Annotated in this window: 19 protein-coding genes; 5 read left to right on the top strand and 14 right to left on the bottom strand. The window is 64.3% G+C overall.

Translation table 11 applies throughout. The features are described 5' to 3' along the window. Positions 1–74 precede the first annotated feature (74 nt). The 9 genes from scpB to RA26_RS01115 form a co-directional block, all read right to left on the bottom strand. Positions 75–752 carry an SMC-Scp complex subunit ScpB gene (gene scpB / locus RA26_RS01075; protein WP_193747570.1) on the bottom strand — a complete coding sequence of 226 codons (678 nt, stop codon included), beginning with the start codon at positions 750–752 and terminating at the stop codon, positions 75–77. Then, complete coding sequence (locus tag RA26_RS01080; protein ID WP_039178619.1) at positions 752–1,546, bottom strand: segregation and condensation protein A; 795 nt, start codon at positions 1,544–1,546, stop codon at positions 752–754. Before RA26_RS01080 ends, scpB begins: the two co-directional genes overlap by 1 nt. Further along, positions 1,539–2,543 (bottom strand): beta-N-acetylhexosaminidase, encoded by a 1,005-nt coding sequence (gene nagZ, locus RA26_RS01085; RefSeq protein ID WP_039178622.1) that lies wholly within the window; start codon positions 2,541–2,543, stop codon positions 1,539–1,541. The genes RA26_RS01080 and nagZ overlap by 8 nt, the downstream gene beginning before the upstream one ends. A gap of 125 nt (positions 2,544–2,668) precedes the next feature. Beyond that, on the bottom strand, positions 2,669–3,883 hold the full coding sequence (locus RA26_RS01090; RefSeq protein ID WP_039178625.1) for an SPOR domain-containing protein: 1,215 nt from the start codon (positions 3,881–3,883) through the stop codon (positions 2,669–2,671). 118 nt (positions 3,884–4,001) lie between these two features. Further along, a complete protein-coding gene (argS, locus tag RA26_RS01095; protein ID WP_039178627.1) occupies positions 4,002–5,747 on the bottom strand; it encodes an arginine--tRNA ligase in 1,746 nt (581 codons plus the stop codon). Between the two features lie 88 nt (positions 5,748–5,835). Beyond that, complete coding sequence (locus RA26_RS01100) at positions 5,836–6,174, bottom strand: YciI family protein (RefSeq protein WP_052272268.1); 339 nt, start codon at positions 6,172–6,174, stop codon at positions 5,836–5,838. Then, complete coding sequence (locus RA26_RS01105; protein WP_019296548.1) at positions 6,171–6,470, bottom strand: YciI family protein; 300 nt, start codon at positions 6,468–6,470, stop codon at positions 6,171–6,173. The genes RA26_RS01100 and RA26_RS01105 overlap by 4 nt, the downstream gene beginning before the upstream one ends. Positions 6,471–6,615: 145 nt before the next feature. Beyond that, a complete protein-coding gene (locus RA26_RS01110) occupies positions 6,616–7,008 on the bottom strand; it encodes a GFA family protein (protein WP_039178630.1) in 393 nt (130 codons plus the stop codon). Between the two features lie 399 nt (positions 7,009–7,407). Next, positions 7,408–8,559: a deoxyguanosinetriphosphate triphosphohydrolase gene (locus RA26_RS01115; RefSeq protein WP_039179877.1), complete on the bottom strand. Its 1,152-nt coding sequence runs from the start codon at positions 8,557–8,559 to the stop codon at positions 7,408–7,410. A 102-nt stretch (positions 8,560–8,661) separates the two neighbouring features. Here RA26_RS01115 and RA26_RS01120 point away from each other — a divergent pair, with 102 nt between their 5' ends. Further along, positions 8,662–8,985: a HesB/IscA family protein gene (locus RA26_RS01120; RefSeq protein ID WP_039178633.1), complete on the top strand. Its 324-nt coding sequence runs from the start codon at positions 8,662–8,664 to the stop codon at positions 8,983–8,985. A 108-nt stretch (positions 8,986–9,093) separates the two neighbouring features. Here the strand turns inward: RA26_RS01120 and RA26_RS01125 are convergent, their stop codons facing one another. The 3 genes from RA26_RS01125 to RA26_RS01135 form a co-directional block, all read right to left on the bottom strand. Beyond that, entirely contained in the window at positions 9,094–10,011 is a 918-nt protein-coding gene (locus RA26_RS01125) for a DMT family transporter (RefSeq protein WP_039178636.1), read from the bottom strand. After that, on the bottom strand, positions 10,011–11,072 hold the full coding sequence (locus RA26_RS01130) for a DUF6902 family protein (RefSeq protein ID WP_039178638.1): 1,062 nt from the start codon (positions 11,070–11,072) through the stop codon (positions 10,011–10,013). The genes RA26_RS01125 and RA26_RS01130 overlap by 1 nt, the downstream gene beginning before the upstream one ends. Before the next feature lie 97 nt (positions 11,073–11,169). Continuing rightward, positions 11,170–11,838 (bottom strand): DUF6749 family protein, encoded by a 669-nt coding sequence (locus RA26_RS01135; protein WP_039178642.1) that lies wholly within the window; start codon positions 11,836–11,838, stop codon positions 11,170–11,172. A 362-nt stretch (positions 11,839–12,200) separates the two neighbouring features. Here RA26_RS01135 and xth point away from each other — a divergent pair, with 362 nt between their 5' ends. Further along, the gene (xth, locus tag RA26_RS01145; protein ID WP_039178648.1) at positions 12,201–13,007 is read left to right on the top strand and encodes an exodeoxyribonuclease III; all 807 of its coding nucleotides are present in this window, start codon (positions 12,201–12,203) and stop codon (positions 13,005–13,007) included. A gap of 106 nt (positions 13,008–13,113) precedes the next feature. On the opposite strand, the gene RA26_RS01150 is transcribed toward xth, so the two are convergent. Both RA26_RS01150 and dksA read right to left on the bottom strand, forming a co-directional pair. Further along, positions 13,114–14,280 carry an FAD-dependent monooxygenase gene (locus RA26_RS01150; protein WP_039178651.1) on the bottom strand — a complete coding sequence of 389 codons (1,167 nt, stop codon included), beginning with the start codon at positions 14,278–14,280 and terminating at the stop codon, positions 13,114–13,116. A 104-nt stretch (positions 14,281–14,384) separates the two neighbouring features. Further along, positions 14,385–14,807: an RNA polymerase-binding protein DksA gene (gene dksA / locus RA26_RS01155; RefSeq protein WP_039146440.1), complete on the bottom strand. Its 423-nt coding sequence runs from the start codon at positions 14,805–14,807 to the stop codon at positions 14,385–14,387. Positions 14,808–14,982: 175 nt separating this feature from the next. Here dksA and RA26_RS01160 point away from each other — a divergent pair, with 175 nt between their 5' ends. The 3 genes from RA26_RS01160 (at position 14,983) to RA26_RS22885 (ending at position 17,591) form a co-directional block, all read left to right on the top strand. Then, positions 14,983–15,822: an AAA family ATPase gene (locus RA26_RS01160; protein ID WP_039178654.1), complete on the top strand. Its 840-nt coding sequence runs from the start codon at positions 14,983–14,985 to the stop codon at positions 15,820–15,822. A 191-nt stretch (positions 15,823–16,013) separates the two neighbouring features. Continuing rightward, the gene (locus tag RA26_RS01165) at positions 16,014–17,375 is read left to right on the top strand and encodes a DUF2927 domain-containing protein (protein ID WP_039179879.1); all 1,362 of its coding nucleotides are present in this window, start codon (positions 16,014–16,016) and stop codon (positions 17,373–17,375) included. 48 nt (positions 17,376–17,423) lie between these two features. Then, the gene (locus tag RA26_RS22885) at positions 17,424–17,591 is read left to right on the top strand and encodes a hypothetical protein (RefSeq protein WP_039178657.1); all 168 of its coding nucleotides are present in this window, start codon (positions 17,424–17,426) and stop codon (positions 17,589–17,591) included. Positions 17,592–17,637: the final 46 nt, after the last annotated feature.

Raw genomic sequence — 17,637 nt, forward strand, 5'->3', positions numbered from 1 at the left:
GTCCTCTGCCTAGCCCTACGGGCATCTTAGAAAACCAATGCGGCAATTTCCGGGCGTTCCGGGACGCGCAGGCGTTACTCCTCGAACAGTTCCGCCTGTTCTTCTGCCTCGTCGTCCTCGTCGCTGCCCTGCCCCAGCGGCAGGCTGCCCGGCGGCGGGCGGTTCTCCAGGAGGCCCGCGGCGCGCAGCTCCTTGAGCCCCGGCAGGTCGCGGGCGCTTTCGAGGCCGAAGTGATCCAGGAAGTCCGGCGTCACCACAAAGGTCACCGGGCGGCCCGGCGTCATCCGGCGGCGGCCCAGGCGGATCCAGTCCATCTCCATCAGCTGGTCGATGGTGCCGCGCGACACCGAGACGCCGCGGATTTCCTCGATCTCCGCCCGTGTCACCGGCTGGTGATAGGCGACAATCGCCAGGGTCTCGATGGCGGCACGGCTCAGCTTGCGCAGCTCGGTGGTTTCCTTTTGCATCAAGAAGCCCAGATCCGGCGCCGTGCGGATCGCCCAGGCATCGCCCAGACGCACGACGCGCACCCCGCGGCCCTCATAGCGTTTGCGCAGATGCTCCAGCGCCTCGCGCGGGTTGCAGCCGGGCGGCATGCGGCCCTCAAGGTCGCGTAAAGTAACAGGCTCGGCGCTGGCGAACAGCACCGCCTCGACCATCCGCTCCTGCTCTGCCATCGGCGGCGCATCAAACAGGGTGTCGTTCTCGGTCCGGCCAGAGCTGCTGGCCGCATCCATGATCTGATCTTCCATCAGGTATCCTCGTCGAGGCTGCGCAGCTGAATGGGCGCAAATGTTTCGCTCTGGCGCAGCTCGGCCTTGCCTTCCTTGACCAGCTGCAGCGAGGCGGCAAAGGTCGCCGCGGTGGCAGAGCGCCGCTTCACGGGATCGCTGTGCCAGCCGTCGGGCAGATAGCTGATCAGGTCGGTCCAGTCGCCGGTGAAGCCCAGCAAATGGCGCATCCGGTCCAGCGCCTCCTCCATGGTGAAGACCGAGTCGCGGTCCATCACGAAGGGGCGGAAATCCTCCTTGGTGCGGATGCGGGCGTAGGCCTGCATCAGATCCAAGAGGTTGGCGGTATAGGTGACGGTCTTGATGCGGGCGACGCTCTCTTCCTCGCCGCGGGCAAAGAAGTCGCGGCCCAGCCGGTCGCGGGCCATCAGCCGCGCGGCGGCGTCGCGCATTGCCTGCAGACGTTCGAGCTGGAACGCCAGGTGCGCCGCCAGTTCTTCGCCCGACGGCCCCTCTTCCTCCGGGTCCGGGGGCAAAAGCAGGCGGGATTTCAGGAACGCCAGCCAGGCCGCCATCACCAGATAGTCGGCCGCCAGTTCGATCCGCAGTTCCTTGGCCTTCTCGACAAAGGCCAGATACTGCTTTGCCAGCTCCAGCACCGAGATCCGGCGCAGGTCCACCTTCTGGGTACGCGACAGCGTCAGCAGAAGGTCCAGCGGGCCTTCGAACCCGTCCACGTCCACGATCAGGGCTTCGGCCGCCAGCCGTTCCTCTACGCTCGTGTCCGCTTCTGAAAAAAGTGTCTGCTCAGCCATACACCTGCCCGCCCATGAGGGCGGCAAGTTCTCTTTCAGCGCTCATAATGTCAAGGGCAACAGGCGCGCGGCGGGCCTCCAGCGCGCGCTCTGCGCGGGTCTGTGCCGCCTCGCTCATGGTGCCTGCGGCCTCAGCCACGGCGATCCGCTCCTCCAGCGGGGCATTGCACAGCAGGACCACATCGCAGCCTGCCTCGATCGAGGCGCGGGCGTTGCCGGCCAGCGATCCCTGCAGCGCCTTCATCGAGATGTCGTCGGTCATGATCAGCCCGTCAAAGCCGATGCGTTCCCGAATGAGCCGCATCATCACCGGCGAGGTGGTGGCGGGCCGGTCGTCATAAGCCTCATAGACCAGATGCGCGGTCATCCCCAGCGGCAGGTCGCTAAGCGCTGCGAAGGCTGCGAAGTCGTTTTCCTCCAGCATTTCCGGGTGGCTGGCCACATGCGGCAGGTCCAGGTGGCTGTCGGCGGTGGCGCGGCCGTGGCCGGGAATGTGCTTCAGCACCGGCAGCACGCCGCCATCCAGATGCGCGGTGGCCACCGTGCGGGCAATCCGCGCCACGGTTGCAGCGCTGGTGCCATAGCAGCGGTTGCGCAGGAATTCGTGGGTCTCCGCATAGGCGATGTCAGCGATTGGCGCGCAATTGCTGTCGATGCCCAGCGTGTGCAGCTCATGCGCAATCAGCCGGTAGCGCAGATACATCGCCCGGACGGCATCCTCGCCGGCCAGCTGCACATGCTGCAGCGGCGGATGCCAGTTGCGCGCCAAGGGTTTGCGCAGCCGCTGTACCCGGCCGCCCTCCTGGTCGATGGTGATGGGGCAATTGCGGCCCACCGCCTCGCGGAAGTCACTGCACAGGGCCTGGATCTGCTCGACGTCTTCCAGATTGCGGGCAAACAGGATGAAGCCAAACGGATCAGCATCGCGGAAGAACGCCTTTTCGTCTGCTGTCAGCCGCAGGCCTTCAGCGTCAAGGATCGTAGCTCCGTAGGTCATGAGTGCCCCCTGCGCTTCCTCCTAGAAACAAAAGCACCTGTTTCAGGATGCCGACGACCCGCCGGGGAGGTACCGGCGGGCGTCGCCCGGAACTGCCAGGCAGTAGAAGTATTTCACTTACATCATTACCGGGTGGTTACCGGAATACAATCCGCGTTCCCTGCCACCAGCGCCGAGCAGAACCGGCGCGCATCCGACAGCCCGTCAAACCCCATCGCCCGCAAGCGGTAGAACGTCCGACCGCCGCTTTCGGCACGCTGAATCACCCGCTGCTTGGTGTCCAGATACTCCGGGAAGCGGGCGCTGATACGGTTCCATTCCGCGCGCGCAACTTCCGGGCTTTCATAGGCGCCCAGCTGCGCCAGGCGGGTGCCGGCGGCAAGGGTTGCAGGGTCCACATCGACGGTTCCGGCACGCGCTGCCGGTGCGGCTGCGGCCGGAGCGGAGCTGAACCGTGCGGGGCGGGCCGAGGGCCGCAGCGAGACCTTGACGCCGGGCGCATTCAGCACCGCCGGAGAAGCTGCGGCTGCAGCCAGTGCCGGCTGCAGCGGTTCCGGCTGCACGATCGCCGGAGCTGCTGCCGAGGCGGGAACCGCAGCGGAAACATCCTCGGCTTCGCGCGCAAGCTCCGCCACCAGCGCATCAATGTCACCGTTCTGGAAGGAGGCCACCGCTTCATCGCTGACATTGGTTGAGGCACCAGGGGCAGAAGGAATCTCAGGCTCAGCCGGGACAGCAGGCAATTCCGCTGCCGGCGCGGCTTCGGCTGCCAGTTCCGGCAGCGGCTTGTCATCTTCTGTCAGCTCAATGGCAGCGGGCGCCAGGGTGAGCCGGTCCGCGGGCGCCTCGGCGCTGCCGCTGGCCGCCACCGCGTTCACCGCCAGCCCCTGATGGTCGGCCTGGCTGCCGCCCGGGTTTTCGGGCTGCTCGCGCATCGGGCCTTCGGCGGCACGCACCACCGGCACACCGCTGACGTCGCGCATCACCAGCTTGTAGCCCCAGAAGCCGACACCTGCGACCAGCGCGATGGAGGCCACCGCGCCCAGGATGCTCAACGATTTGGAAAACCGCGCCCGCAGCCCCGCCGGCGCCGCGGCATAGGCCGCATACGCATCCGCGCCGTAGCCCTGCCCCTCTGGCTGATAGCCATAGGCCGGGTCTTCATAGCCGTAACCCGGCTCTGCCCCGGGCCCGGAGTACTGCTGGCCGGCATACGGCTGCGCCGCATAGGTCTGATCGGTGTACTGCTGCCCGTATGAGCCGCCAGTTGCGGTGTTCTGCTCCTGAACATCGCCCTGTGAATAGGCGTGGCCCTGGCCCGCCTGCGCAAAATACGCCATTGTCCGCCTCACTGCCCGGTTCGGCAGCACCTAAGGTGGTGCTGCGACCCAAGTCTCTTGAACTGCCTCAGTCCGGCGGAATGTGTGATTTATTCCCTCAGGGGACAGGCCCCTTTGGTTATCGCATCTCTTCTGCCGGTTTCACGCCAAGAATACCAAGACCTGCGGAAATGACAACGGAAACGGCCCGCGCCAGCGCCAAATTCGCATGTGTTGCCGATTGGCTGCTTTCATTAACAAATCGTAAACCTTCGTTCGATTTGCCGAGGTGGTACAGCCCGTGCAGCTCAGACGCGAGATCGTAGAGATAGAATGCCACCCGGTGCGGCTCATGGGTGCGGGCGGCGATTTCCACCTGGCGCGGCCATTCGGCCAGCTTCTTGGCCACAGCCAGCTGCGCCGGATCGGCGATCAGGCTCAGGTCGGCAGCATTCAGGGCGGCGTCATCCGCGGCAATCCCCTGCTCCTCTGCCTTGCGCAGGGTCGAGCAGATCCGCGCGTTGGCGTATTGCACGTAGAACACCGGGTTGTCCTTGGACTGCTCCAGCGCCTTGTCGAGGTCGAAGTCGAAGCCCTGGTCGTTCTTGCGTGTCAGCAGCATGAAGCGGGTCACGTCCGCGCCGACAGCATCAACCACATCGCGCAGGGTGACAAAGGTCCCTGCCCGCTTGGACATCTTGAATTCCTGGCCGTCCTTGAACAGCTTCACCAACTGGCACAGCTTGATATCCAGCGGCACCTTGCCGTCGGAGAGCGCCGAAACCGCTGCCTTCATGCGTTTGACGTAACCGCCGTGGTCGGCGCCGAAAATGTCGATCAGCTCGTCAAAGCCGCGCTCCACCTTGTCGTAGTGATAGGCGATATCGGGCGCGAAATAGGTCCAGGAACCGTCGGATTTCTTCACCGCCCGATCCACGTCGTCGCCGTGATCGGTGGATTTGAACAGGGTCTGCTCGCGCGGCTCCCAATCGTCGGGCTTTTTGCCCTTCGGCGGCTCCAGCACGCCCTGATAAATCAGCCCCTTGGATTCCAGGCTGGCCAGTGCCGCCTCGATCTTGCCGGTGCCATAGAGCGATTTCTCGGAGTAGAACTTGTCCATTTTGATGCCGAGCTGGGCCAGATCCTCGCGGATCAGCTCCATCATCGCGTCGGTGGAGAACTCACGCACCTCGGCCAGCCAGACGTCCTCGCCCTTGCCGACATAGGCATCGCCAACCTTGTCCTTCAGCGCCTGCCCGACGGGGACCAGGTAGTCGCCCGGATAGGTGCCATCGGCAAAGGCCACCTCCTGCCCGTGCGCCTCCAGGTAGCGCAGGTAGACAGAACGCGCCAGCACATCCACCTGGCCGCCGCCGTCGTTGATGTAATACTCGCGGGTGACGTCATAGCCGGCATAGGCCAGCAGTGCCGCCAGCGCATCGCCGAACACCGCGCCGCGGGTGTGGCCCACATGCAGCGGCCCTGTCGGGTTGGCAGAGACATATTCGACGTTCACGCGCTTGTCCGCGCCCATGTCCGAGCGGCCGAAATCCGTGCCTGCGTCCAGGACCGATTTCAGAACGCCCTGCCAGATGCCAGGCGCCAGCCGCAGGTTCAGGAAGCCGGGGCCTGCAACCTCAGCGCTGGTGATCCGCCCGTCCGCGGCCAGCTTGGCCGCCAGCGCCTCGGCAATGTCGCGCGGCTTCATTTTGGCGGGCTTGGCCAGCACCATCGCCGCATTTGTCGCCATGTCGCCATGGGCGGCATCGCGCGGCGGCTCCACCGCCACATTGGCAAAGTCGAGCCCCTCGGGCAGCGCGCCTTCGCCTGTCATGGCGGTCAGGCTGTCAATCACAAGCGTGCGGATATCGGTAAAGAGGTTCATATCTGGCGTCCCAATGGTTCGGCTTTGCGGCTTATCATGCCTAGCCAGAGGGTCAACACTTCTGTGGACTCTTCACCGTTCAGGCAGCTCAAAGAACCGCGGTGCGGTCTTCCAGGATCTTGCCCCAGGTGAAGATCTCGTAGGAGCGGAAGGCGGGCACGTAGAACGGGTCGCCATGGATCAGATGCTCCACCTCGATCCGGTCCTCGGCCTCGACAATCCACAGCGCACCGCAGAAATCGCCATCCGTGTCCGGTTTCAGCCCGCCGCCGATGCGCAGTTCCGGGTGATCCTCGACATAGGCCACATGGGCATCGCGCCGGGCTTTATCGGCGCGGATATCCATCATCGCAGGCGCATCGCGGAACATCACCGCCCAGCGGGTCAGTGCAGGTGCGGATTTGCGGGCTTCAATTGCGGCGGTCATGAAAACATCCCCTGGATGGCGGAGGCGGTGCCCCATTCGGTAATCTTGTAAGTGCGCAAGGAAGCCACGTAATACGGATCCTGCAGAATCAGCCGCTCCACATCCTGGCGGGTCTCGGCCTCCACATTCCAGATCGCACCGGGAAAGTCCTGCATCGGCCGCATCGCCAGCGCGCCGCCGATCTGCAGCTCCGGCCGCGCACGCACAAAGGCGATATGCGCCTCGCGCCGCTTCTTGTCGCTGCGCACCCGGTCCATTTCGGGCTTGTCCGTGAATGTGACGGTCCAGCGTGCCATGGCTTTCCCCTCGTTAGGCCTCCTCTCGCGGATAACGCCGATGCCCTGCAGCATCATAGGGCCAGATCATAACACGGCTTACGGCCAATTTGGGAAACCGCATGGCACGCAAGACGGGCAGTCCGCCCGCCCTGCGCTGCCATGCCTAGGCCGGATGCCCCTGCGACTGCTTTGCCCCGTCGCAGATTTCATACCAGCCGGGTTTCTCACCCACGAACTCATGAAAGCTGTTTGCCGCCTGCAGCACCCCGTCCAGCGCATTTGCAGCAATCGGGAAGCTCTCCTCCTCCGACAGGATCTCCCCCAGCGAGCTGCCGCAGATCCGGCAGAAGCAGCGCCCGTACTTATAGGGCGGCGCAGGCTGATACAGCGCCACCTCCTGCTTGCCCGCAATCCAGCGCAGATCGCCCTTCTTCACAAACACGATGGTGCTGGCCCCGGCCTTGCGGCAGCGGGAGCAATGGCAAGTGCCCATTAAGCCGGGTTGCGCCAGCAGTTCAAACCTGACCGCGCCGCAGCAGCAGCTTCCCTCAATCATTCCGGCAATCCTTCTGTTCAATTGAATTTGATGAGAACATTACAGGAACACTCGCTATCAAACAAGCCGCCGCAGCGTGTTGCGCAAAGGCCCGCCGCAGCGCACGCCCCGCTTGCGCGGCCTTAACCCGGATCTGCGATTGTCATTTCCGCTGCAGCATTTGGCACGGGTCTGGCACCCCGTGCGAACAGGAGACCAGGACCCCCAAGACCACCTCCCCAAAAGGTGCAGGGATGTCCGAACGATAAAGCTTTTGACCGGACCCGGGGCGCGCAGGCGTTCCGGCCCTACCCTCCGCCCCCGTTGGCGCCGCCGCCATCATTCACCGTCCTCTGACAGGCAGCCAGGCAGGACACGCGCAGACAGAAAGACAGCAGATACGGCAGCCCACGGAAGCCTCTAGACCTCGACCTTCACCCCGACCAGCCGCTCATGCAGCTGCAGGGCAAAGCGGTCGGTCATGCCGGCGATATAGTCGGACACGATCCGCGCCAGCGCGGTGCGGCCCTGTGCCGCCGCGATCTCGGCGTGCCAGCGCTCCGGCATGTCCTGCGGATTGTCCAGGAAATAGGGAAACAGCGCCTCCACCACCTTGGCCACCTTGGCGCGCTTCTCCATCACCGAGGGCGCCCGGTACATGCGGGTGAACAGGAAGGCGCGGATTTCCTTCAGCCCCTCCCAGATCTCGGGCGAGAACTGCACCACCGGGTGATCCAGCGCCCGCACTTCCTCGACGCTTTGCACCCCGGTCTCCGCCAGCAGGGTCCGGGCGGTGGAAATCACATCCCCCACCATCACCCCGAAAAACCGCCGCAGCGCTTCATGCCGGCGGCGGTTCGGGTCGAGGCCGGGATAGAGCCGGTCCACCTCGCCATAGGCCTGATCCAACAGCGGCAGCCGCGCCAGATCATCGTCGCCGAACAGCCCGGCCCGCAGCGCATCATGCAGATCGTGGTTGTTATAAGCGATGTCATCGGACAGCGCCGCCACCTGTGCTTCGGCGCTGGCGTGGGTGTGCAGTTCCAGGTCGATGGCCGCATTGCATTCCGCCAAGGCCCAGGGCAGTTCTCCCACCACCGGGCCATTGTGTTTGGCAATCGCTTCAAGGGTTTCCCAAGTGAGGTTCAGGCCGTCGAACTCGGCGTAGTGGCGCTCCAGGCAGGTCACGATGCGGATCGCCTGGGCATTGTGGTCAAAGCCGCCATAAGGTGCCATCAGCGCATGCAGCGCGTCCTCGCCGGTGTGGCCGAACGGCGTGTGGCCCAGATCATGCGCCAGCGCCACCGCCTCGGTCAGCTCCTGGTTCAAACCCAGGGCACCGGCGATGGTGCGGCCCACCTGCCCGACCTCGATGGAATGGGTCAGCCGGGTGCGGTAATTGTCGCCCTCGTGCTCCACAAAAACTTGCGTCTTGTGCTTCAGCCGCCGGAAGGCACTGGCATGAATGATGCGGTCGCGGTCGCGCTGGTACGGCGAACGGAAGGAGCTTTCCTCCTCCGGCACCTGCCGCCCGCGGCTGCGGTCCGGCATCGTGGCATAAGGTGCGTGCAGTTCAAATCTTTTAACCAAAGCTGGGGCTCCACATCTTGCCGCGTGAATTGCACCTTTCTATATAAAGCTTTGCGCTGCAACCTACGCCCGTGGAGAAAGCTGATGAACCTGCCCCCCAAAGTCACCGACCGCGCCTTTGCCCGGCTGGCCGAGATCGGCGCCGCGGACCAGGGCCAGGCGCTGCGGGTCGCGGTGGAGGGCGGCGGCTGCTCCGGCTTCCAGTACGAAATTGCGCTGGATGAGGCCAAGGAGGATGACCTGGTGCTCGAAGGCCAGGGCGAGAAAGTGGTTGTCGACAGCGTCTCCCTGCCGTTTCTGGAAAACGCGGTGATTGATTTCACCGAGGAATTGATCGGCGCGCGCTTCACCATCGAGAACCCCAACGCCACCTCCAGCTGCGGCTGCGGCACTTCGTTCTCCATGTGACGGTAAATCTGAGCATTTCCCAGCCTTGCTCCTGCAAGGCCGCGCCCGCCCCCAACTCAAGGGGCGGGCGCTTCGCCCCTTAAGGGGCTCAACAGGTGGTTTCCAGCGTTACGGATCCGTCCGCAACCGCCCAGCACCACGAAAACGCGGCATCGCAGGGGCGAACTGATCCCAGACCAGATAGAGACCCGAGGCGATCACGATGGCGCCTCCCAGATAGGTTGTGGCGGGCGGAAACTCCTCAAAGAATACCGCACCTATGACGGCCATCCAAATAAACTGCAGGTTCATCAGAGGCGTCACGGCGTAGGAGGCCAGAAGCCGTAGCGCCACTACCAAGAGCCAGCGCGCGCCGAACAACAAAAATGCATAGGCGGCCGCCCAAGCAACATCCGCCAACGGCATCGGCACCCAGACAAAGGGCAGCGCCAGCAGCATCGCGCCGCACAGCGTCAAGTTCGGGTAAAACACCTGCGCCAGCGCGTTGCTCTCATGGCGCCCAATGAACCGGGCCATGGTCATGGAAAACGTGCCGGAAACAACCGCTGCAAAAGCAACAAAATGCCCAGTTGAGGTATGACTGCCATCACCGCCATGCGGCAGCAGGAACAGCACCCCGGCAAAACCCGCCAGCAACGCAATCCAGGCCGCCGGACGCACCGGCTCCTTCAGCACGAGGCCGGACATCGCCCCCGCCAAGAGCGGCATCAGGCCGATGAAGACAAACACCTCGGCAAAGGGCAGCAGCCGGAAGGCATAGAAAAAACAGACAGCGGCAATCAGCGTCGCCACAGAGCGCAGCGCCATCGCCCGCGGGCAGCGGGTGCGAAAGCCGCCGCGCAAGCGGGGCACACGGTCAGCCAGCAGGCAGAAGCCAACCACCATGGCCCCCGACAATGCATAAAGCTGCGCCGCCGCATACTGGCCCGCCAGAAGCTTGGTGATCCCGTCGGCCGAGGCGATCAGCCCGGTATAAGCCACGACCAGCAGCGCCCCGCCCAGGGCTTGGTTGCGGGAACTGGCCATTACGCCGCCCCCGCACTGCCCGCCCGGGCAAACCCTTCAAAGAAATGGTCAAACCCGGCGCAGCTGCGCTCAGCTGCGCAGAGCAAACCGTGCTGCTCCTCAGTCAGCATGGCCTCAGTCCGCGCCCTGACAGCACTCCAGCCCGATCGGCCCGTTCCGGCCTCAAAGACGGCTTCTGAAAGGCTCCTCAAGATACTTCCTCCCCGCACCGCTGACACATGCACGCCCCCTGCGGGAACTGCCTGTCGGAAGGGTTTTCGACCGGACAGGACCATGAGCCAGTTAGTAACAAAATACTCGTGATAAGAATCGTGAAGTCCAGAAAATTCTCGCTCCGATAGAGTAAAGGCGGATACATGCCTGTCAAGCCAGCACTCCCAGGCCGCGGGCGGCTGCTGCCCGGCATAGCGCAGCGCGATGCAGATTTCGGCCAGCAGATCGGCGTTCTGGTCCAGAAAAGCCACCAGCCCTGCGAACTCCAGGCTGGTCAGCGCGGCCTGCGGCAGCTGCGGATCCCGGCGGCCGTATTCCGACAGGTAAAAGACAATATGGGTCAGCTCGTAAGCAGCTTTCTTGTTCGGAATGGCAAAGGTTTCCGGGCGCGAGATGAAAGCGCGCAGCCGGTCGTCCAGCCCATAGTCCTGCAGGGTCTCGCCGCGGCGGGCCAAAAGGCGGCGGGCCTCGGCGCGCTGCAGATCGGACAGCTCTGCCTGCGCCAGCCCTTGGTCCCGGATCCATGCGGCCAGCTGCGCCCCGGTGCCGCCGGGCAGGCCCAGATCCTCCAGATCCAGGCAGATCGACAGGATGAAGCGGTAATACTGGCGGAAGAAACTGATGTGCCGCGCCGCACCGTCGTAAAACCCCTGCAAGGGCGCCAGGGCATCAGCGGCAACATCGGCCCCGGTGCATTCCAGAATGTTCAGAAGCTCGGCGTTTTCCTTGAGCCAGAACACGTCTTCCTGGGTGCGCCGCTGTGCGGCGAAACCGCCGATCAGCGCAGCTTGCGCAGCCGCCCGGGACTGGCGGGCGGCGGGTGAGAAGAACGGGATGATCTGGGCCATGGAAACCTCCTGCGGGTGAGTACGGCGCGGCAAGGGCGGCCCCGGGTTCGAGACCGCCATTGGTCAGAGGCCGGGAGGGAGACCGGCCCCGTCCTGATCAGCTGCCGGAGGAGAACAGCCGGGTTGCATCGCCATCGCTGGTGCGGGCCTCTGCCGCCGGTGCGGAGCCGGAGGAGAACAGATGCGTCCCCTCGCCCGCGCCGCGCTCAGCCGTGGCGGCCGGCGCCGAGCCGGAGGAGAACATCTCCACGCCTTCGCCGGCACCGGTTCCGGCCTGCGCCGCAGGAGCGGAGCCGGACGAGAACATTTCCGTCAGATCACCGGAGGCAGTTTCGCCTTCCATTGCCGGAGCCGAGCCGGAAGAAAACATTTCCGTCAGATCGCCTTCAGCAACCTCTGATTGATTATCGGGCGCAGATCCGGAAGAAAACATTTGCACGAGGTCGCCCGCAGACGTGTCAGCATGTGACGCAGGCGCAGAGCCGGAGGAGAACATTTCCACCAGGTCGCCAGCCGCGGTTTCGCTGCAGGCCGACGGCGCCGAACCGCTGGAGAACAGCCCGGTTTCCCCGCCTGCCCAGCTCTCCGCCGTCTGCGGCATGGAGCCCGAGGAGAACAGCGAAACGCCTTCTCCTGCTGCCAGACCGGCAGTGCATTCAGGCGCGGAGCCGGAGGAGAACAACTCTGTTGCATCACCCTCGAACAGGCTGGCGCCTGCGGCCGGGCGGGTGACGCGGACGGTCTGGATTTTACGCTGAGCAGTCATGTTTGGAACCCCATTCGTTAAGGACAAAAGGCTCCTTGACGCTGGCACGGGCGCCGCGCAGCGCAAACAAAAAATGCAATTTCACATTGTATTTTGTAGTTTCAATTACTTTAACTTCAAGCCGCTATTTTTTGCGCAATTTCAATTATTTCAATTCATCCACAGGATATGCACCGCGTTATTCACACGCATATTATTGCAAAGTAAAGAAACTCAACCTTAGGGGTATTTTTCACCCATGCAAAACGCTGGTGAGTCGCAGCGCCAAAGGTGATTCGCGAATCGCGCATCGGGCTTGCCCCGGGACGCTGATTCAGCGATAGATCGGCCCCGAATAAAGAATTCTGCGCCGGAGGCAAGCCATGAAAATCGCCACTTTTAACATCAATGGCATCAAGGCCCGGGCGCAGGCGCTGCCGGACTGGCTGGAGGAGGCGCAGCCAGATGTGGTGCTGCTGCAGGAAATCAAGTCGGTGGATGAGGCGTTCCCGCGCGAGATCTTCGAGGAGCGCGGCTATAACGTCGAAACCCACGGCCAGAAAAGCTTCAACGGCGTGGCGATCCTGTCCAAACTGCCGCTGGAGGACGTGACCCGCGGCCTGCCCGGCGACGACAGCGACGAACAGGCGCGCTGGATCGAGGCGACGGTGGTGGGCAAACAGGCGATCCGGATCTGCGGCCTGTACCTGCCCAATGGCAATCCGGTGGAGCTGGAGGCGGACGGCAGCCCGGTAACGGGCGGCAAATATGCTTATAAACTCGCTTGGATGGAACGGCTTAAGGCCCGCGCAGAGGCGCTGATGGCTGCAGAGATGCCCGCGCTGATGGCCGGGGATTACAACATCATCCCGCAGGCCGAAGATGCCAAGCGCCCGGAAGCCTGGACCGAGGACGCACTGCACCGGCCGGAAAGCCGTGCGGCGTTTCAGAGGATCGTCAACCTGGGCTTTACAGAAGCCTTCCGCGCCCGCCACCAGGGGCCGGGGCATTATTCCTTCTGGGATTACCAGGCCGGCGCCTGGAACCGCGACGATGGTATCCGCATTGATCATTTCCTGCTCACACCGCAGGCCGCCGATCTGCTGCGGGACTGCCAGATCGACAAAGACGTGCGCGGGCGCGAAAAACCGTCCGACCATGTTCCGGTCTGGGTGGATCTGGACATCTGAACACTGCCCGCGCCGCGCATCCGCGCGGCGCTCCGCCCAACGGGAGCGGTTCATTTTCAATGAAACTGCGACGGGCGGGAGCCGCGCCTGTCCGCCTCTGCCCTCCTCAGGCGGTGACGTCGTGGCGGTAGATCCAGTCGAACTGGCTGACCATGCGGTCCGGGGCAAATCGGCCGCCCAGCTTCAGCACCTGATGCGCCGGCCAGCTGAGCGGTGCGCGCAGGTGGTATTTCCAGGCATTGTTGCTGGCCGCCTGCACGACTTTCTCGGCCCGCGCGCGTCGGCGTTCCTGATACATGGCCAGGCCGGAAGCCATTCCCGCGGCTTCCTGCAGCGAGCGCGCCAGCACCCAGGCATCCTCCAGCGCCAGATTAGCGCCCTGCGCCATGAAGGGCAGCGTCGGGTGTGCGGCATCGCCCAGAATGGCGGTGTTTTCGCCGTGCCAGCGTTCCGCCACCGGATGGCGGAACAGCCCCCACAGCAGCACCTCGTCCACCGCCTCCAAGAGCGCCGCGGCATTGCCGCCGAAACCGCGGAAGGCGGTGCGCAGATTGTCAGGGTTATCCTTGAGGTTCCAGCCTTCCTCTGCCCAGGCCCGGCGCTCCTGCACCGCGACCAGGTTCATCAGGCTGCCATCACGCAAAGGGTAAGCCACCAGGTGCCGACCCGGCCCCATGAACACCTGCGCCTCCGGCGGCAGGTTCAGATGGTTAGGCACCGTGGCCCGCCATGCGACCTGGCCGGTGAAGAAGGGTTTACGGTCGCCGTTCAAAGCCACCCGGGCTTTGGAATGCAGCCCGTCGGCACCCACCACCAGATCGCCGCCGCACTGTGCGCCATTGCTGAGATGCACCAGCGGTTGCGGGCCAGGCACAACCCGGTCGGCCCTTTGCAGCAGCCGCACCTGGACGCCTTCGCGGCGGGCCGCACCGGCCAGAATGCCAACGAGGTCGGAACGGTGCACAAAGTAATAAGGCAGCCCGGCAGCGTATTCATCCAGATCCAGCCGCAGTACCTGATTGCCGCGCCGGTGGCCGCGCAGCACCACCGCACGCGCCCGCTGAGAGCACCAGGCCAGATCATCGGCCAGCCCCAGCGCCTTGAGCACCTGCACGCCATTTGGGGTGATCTGCAGGCCCGCACCCACTTCGGAGATCTTCTCGGCCTGCTCCAGCACGGTGACGGATGCCCCGAAGCGGCGCAGCGCCAGCGCTGCGGCCAAGCCGCCGATCCCGGCGCCGATGACGGTTGTTTTCAGGCCTTTGAGGTCCATGGGGCTCCCGCAGATTCTCCGCCCGCCCCCAATGGAACAAAAAACGCCGGAGCAAAAGGCCCCGGCGTCAATGTTTCCTGCGATTTTGCCGCCATAATCAGCGGTTAATCGTCGCGGTGGACCTTTTCGCGGCGCTCGTGGCGCTCCTGCGCTTCCAGGCTCATGGTTGCGATCGGACGCGCATCCAGGCGTTTCAGCGAGATCGGATCGCCGGTCACTTCGCAGTAACCGTATTCGCCCTCGTCGATGCGGCGCAGGGCCGAGTCGATCTTGGCGACCAGCTTGCGCTGGCGGTCACGGGTACGCAGTTCCAGCGCGCGGTCGGTCTCTTCGCTGGCACGGTCGGCGACATCGGGAATATTGCGGGTGCTGTCCTGCAGCCCCTCAATCGTGTCGCGGGTATCGGCCAGCAGGTCCTGCTTCCATTCCAATAGCTTGCGTCGGAAATATTCGGTCTGCCGTTCATTCATGAACGGCTCATCTTCAGCCGGTCGGTAGTCGTCCGGCAGAAACACTTCTTGCTTCATTTCGGCTCCTTCGGTCTGGCCCATAATGCTGGTCATAAACTGCACCTCAACATTTTGGCTCCCCCTCTGCCGCAGCGTTTATCCCTATCGGACAGGAATGTCACTACACAATAGTGGCGCTGTTTGGTTAAAACCGTGATAACAAGACGGCAACCACGGCTGACACGGGAAAGATATGCGATTTCAGGGCACTAAGGAATATGTTGCGACCGATGACCTTAAGGTGGCGGTTAACGCGGCGGTGACGCTGGAGCGGCCGTTGCTGGTGAAGGGCGAGCCCGGAACCGGCAAAACCGAGCTGGCCAAGCAGGTTGCAGAGGCGCTGGGGCTCAGGATGATCGAGTGGAACGTGAAATCCACCACCCGCGCCCAGCAGGGCCTCTATGAATACGATGCGGTCAGCCGCCTGCGCGACAGCCAGCTGGGCGAGGAGCGCGTGCATGATGTGAAGAACTACATCCGCAAGGGCAAGCTCTGGGAGGCATTTGAAGCGGACGAGAAGGTCGTACTGCTGATCGACGAAATCGACAAGGCCGACATCGAGTTCCCCAACGACCTCCTGCAGGAGCTCGATAAGATGGAATTCCACGTCTACGAGACCGGCGAGACCATCAAGGCGAAGCACCGCCCGATCATGATCATCACCTCCAACAACGAAAAAGAGCTGCCGGACGCCTTCCTGCGCCGCTGCTTCTTCCACTACATCCGCTTCCCGGATGCGGAAACGATGAAAAAGATCGTCGAGGTGCACCACCCAGGCATCAAGGAAAGCCTGCTGACCGCCGCGCTGACCCAGTTCTACGAGATCCGCGAGACGCAAGGCTTGAAGAAAAAGCCCTCCACCTCCGAGGTGATCGACTGGCTGAAGCTGCTGCTGGCCGAGGACCTGAGCCCCGAAGACATTGCCCGTGACGGCGCCGATGCACTGCCCAAGCTGCACGGGGCGCTGCTGAAGAACGAGCAGGACGTGCACCTGTTCGAACGGCTCGCCTTCCTGGCGCGCGGGCGGCGCTGACGGCGGTATGAAGCCACACTGGCAGGCGCACTTGCAGCGGCCTGCCTGTTTCGCTTCAATTCGCCGCCGCATTCCCCTATCAGAGGTGAAGGGCCAGGCTGCGGCAGCCAGGCCGCTAGGGAGACACCTGAGTGCCCGCGGACGCAGCAATTGAACCGTTCAAGACACCCCGCAACGGCGGGCGCCGCCTGATGCAGGCTGCTGCCGGAGTTCTGGCGGCACTGGCGCTGGCCGCCTGCACCGCCCCAACAGCCCGGGTCGAGGCGCCAACCCGCGCGGCCGCAACGCCACTGGCGCTGCCGCCGGTCAAGGTCTTTTCCGCGCCGCGCCCGCAAGCCCCGCAGCGCGCCAATGCGGAGATTGCCCGCGACTTCCTGGATCTGCATTTCCAGCTGGAGGGCGGCAGCACCCTGCCCCATTTCACCCGGTTCGAAACGCCAATCACCCTGCGCGTCACCGGCGCGCCGCCGCCGGGTTTCAACCGCGACCTGTCCGCACTGCTCAGCCGCTTGCAAGCCGAGGCCGGGATTTCCATCCGCCGGGTCGCATCCGGTGACGCCAGCATCACCATCCAGGCCGTCACCCGTGCCGAGATCCGCCGCGCCCTGCCCAAGGCGGCCTGTTTCGTGGTGCCCAATGTCTCGTCCCTGGCGGAGTACCGGCGCAACCGGCGCAGCCCGCGCACCAATTGGGCGCTGCTGCGCGAGCGCAGCCGGCTGGCGGTGTTCATTCCCAATGACACCAGCCCGCAGGAAGTGCGCGACTGCCTGCACGAGGAGCTGGCACAGGCCATCGGCCCGCTGAATGACCTGTACCGGCTGCCGGATTCGATCTTCAACGACGACAACATGCACGCGGTGCTGACCGGGTTCGACATGCTGATCCTGCGCGCAACCTATGCGCCGGAACTGCAGACCGGCATGACCCGCGCGCAGGTGGCCGCCCGCCTGCCCGCGATCCTGTCCCGGCTGAACCCGCGCGGGAACCGCGTTGCAGCCTGGCCGCTGCCGGCAACCCCGCGCGCCTGGTCTGCAGCCTACGAACAGGCACTGGGGCCGCAGGCCGCCCTGCGTGAGCGGCTGCGCGCCGCCAACAGGGCTGCGGAAATCGCCCGCGACCTGGGCTGGAGCGACCACCGCCGCGCCATGAGCCACTATACGCTGGGACGGATGCTGCATATCCGCGAGCCGGAGCTGGCACTGCGGCATTTCCTGACCGCTCAGACCTATTTGCAGGCGCAGCGCGGCACTGCCATCCACCAGGCCAAGCTGGCGGTGCAGCTGGCCGCCCATGACGTGGCCACCGGAGACGGCGCGGCAGCCCTGGCCCGGCTGAAACCCGCCGCAGCAACGGCGGCGGCGCATGAAAATGCCGCGCTTCTGTCCACGCTGCTGATGCTGCAGGCAGAGGCCCTGGATCTGCAGGGCAAGACGGTTGAGGCACGCCGGGTCAGACTGGACAGCCTGGGATGGGCACGCTACGGCTTTGGCCCGGACTGGGTGGTGGAGGCCCGGCTTGAGGAGGTTGCAGCGCTGCGGCCCGCTGGTTCCTGATGCGGCCTGCAAGAAACAGATCCTGAAAGACAACGGACGGAAAGAACCATGATCGTAATCCTCGGCGTTCTGCTGGGCGGCCTGATCGGCGCCCTGAAGGCAAAGAAACGGGGCGGCAACACCCTGGACATGCTGCAATACGGGGCTGTTTATGCCATCATCTTTGGTGTGCTCGGCCTACTGGCCACCATCCTGACCCACCGGGTGCTGGCCTAGCGCCCCGCAAAGATCCGACGGCGCCAGCTTACCCCTGCCGGAGACC

This window comes from Leisingera sp. ANG-M7 (genome assembly GCF_000813965.1).
Taxonomy (GTDB): Bacteria; Pseudomonadota; Alphaproteobacteria; order Rhodobacterales; family Rhodobacteraceae; genus Leisingera.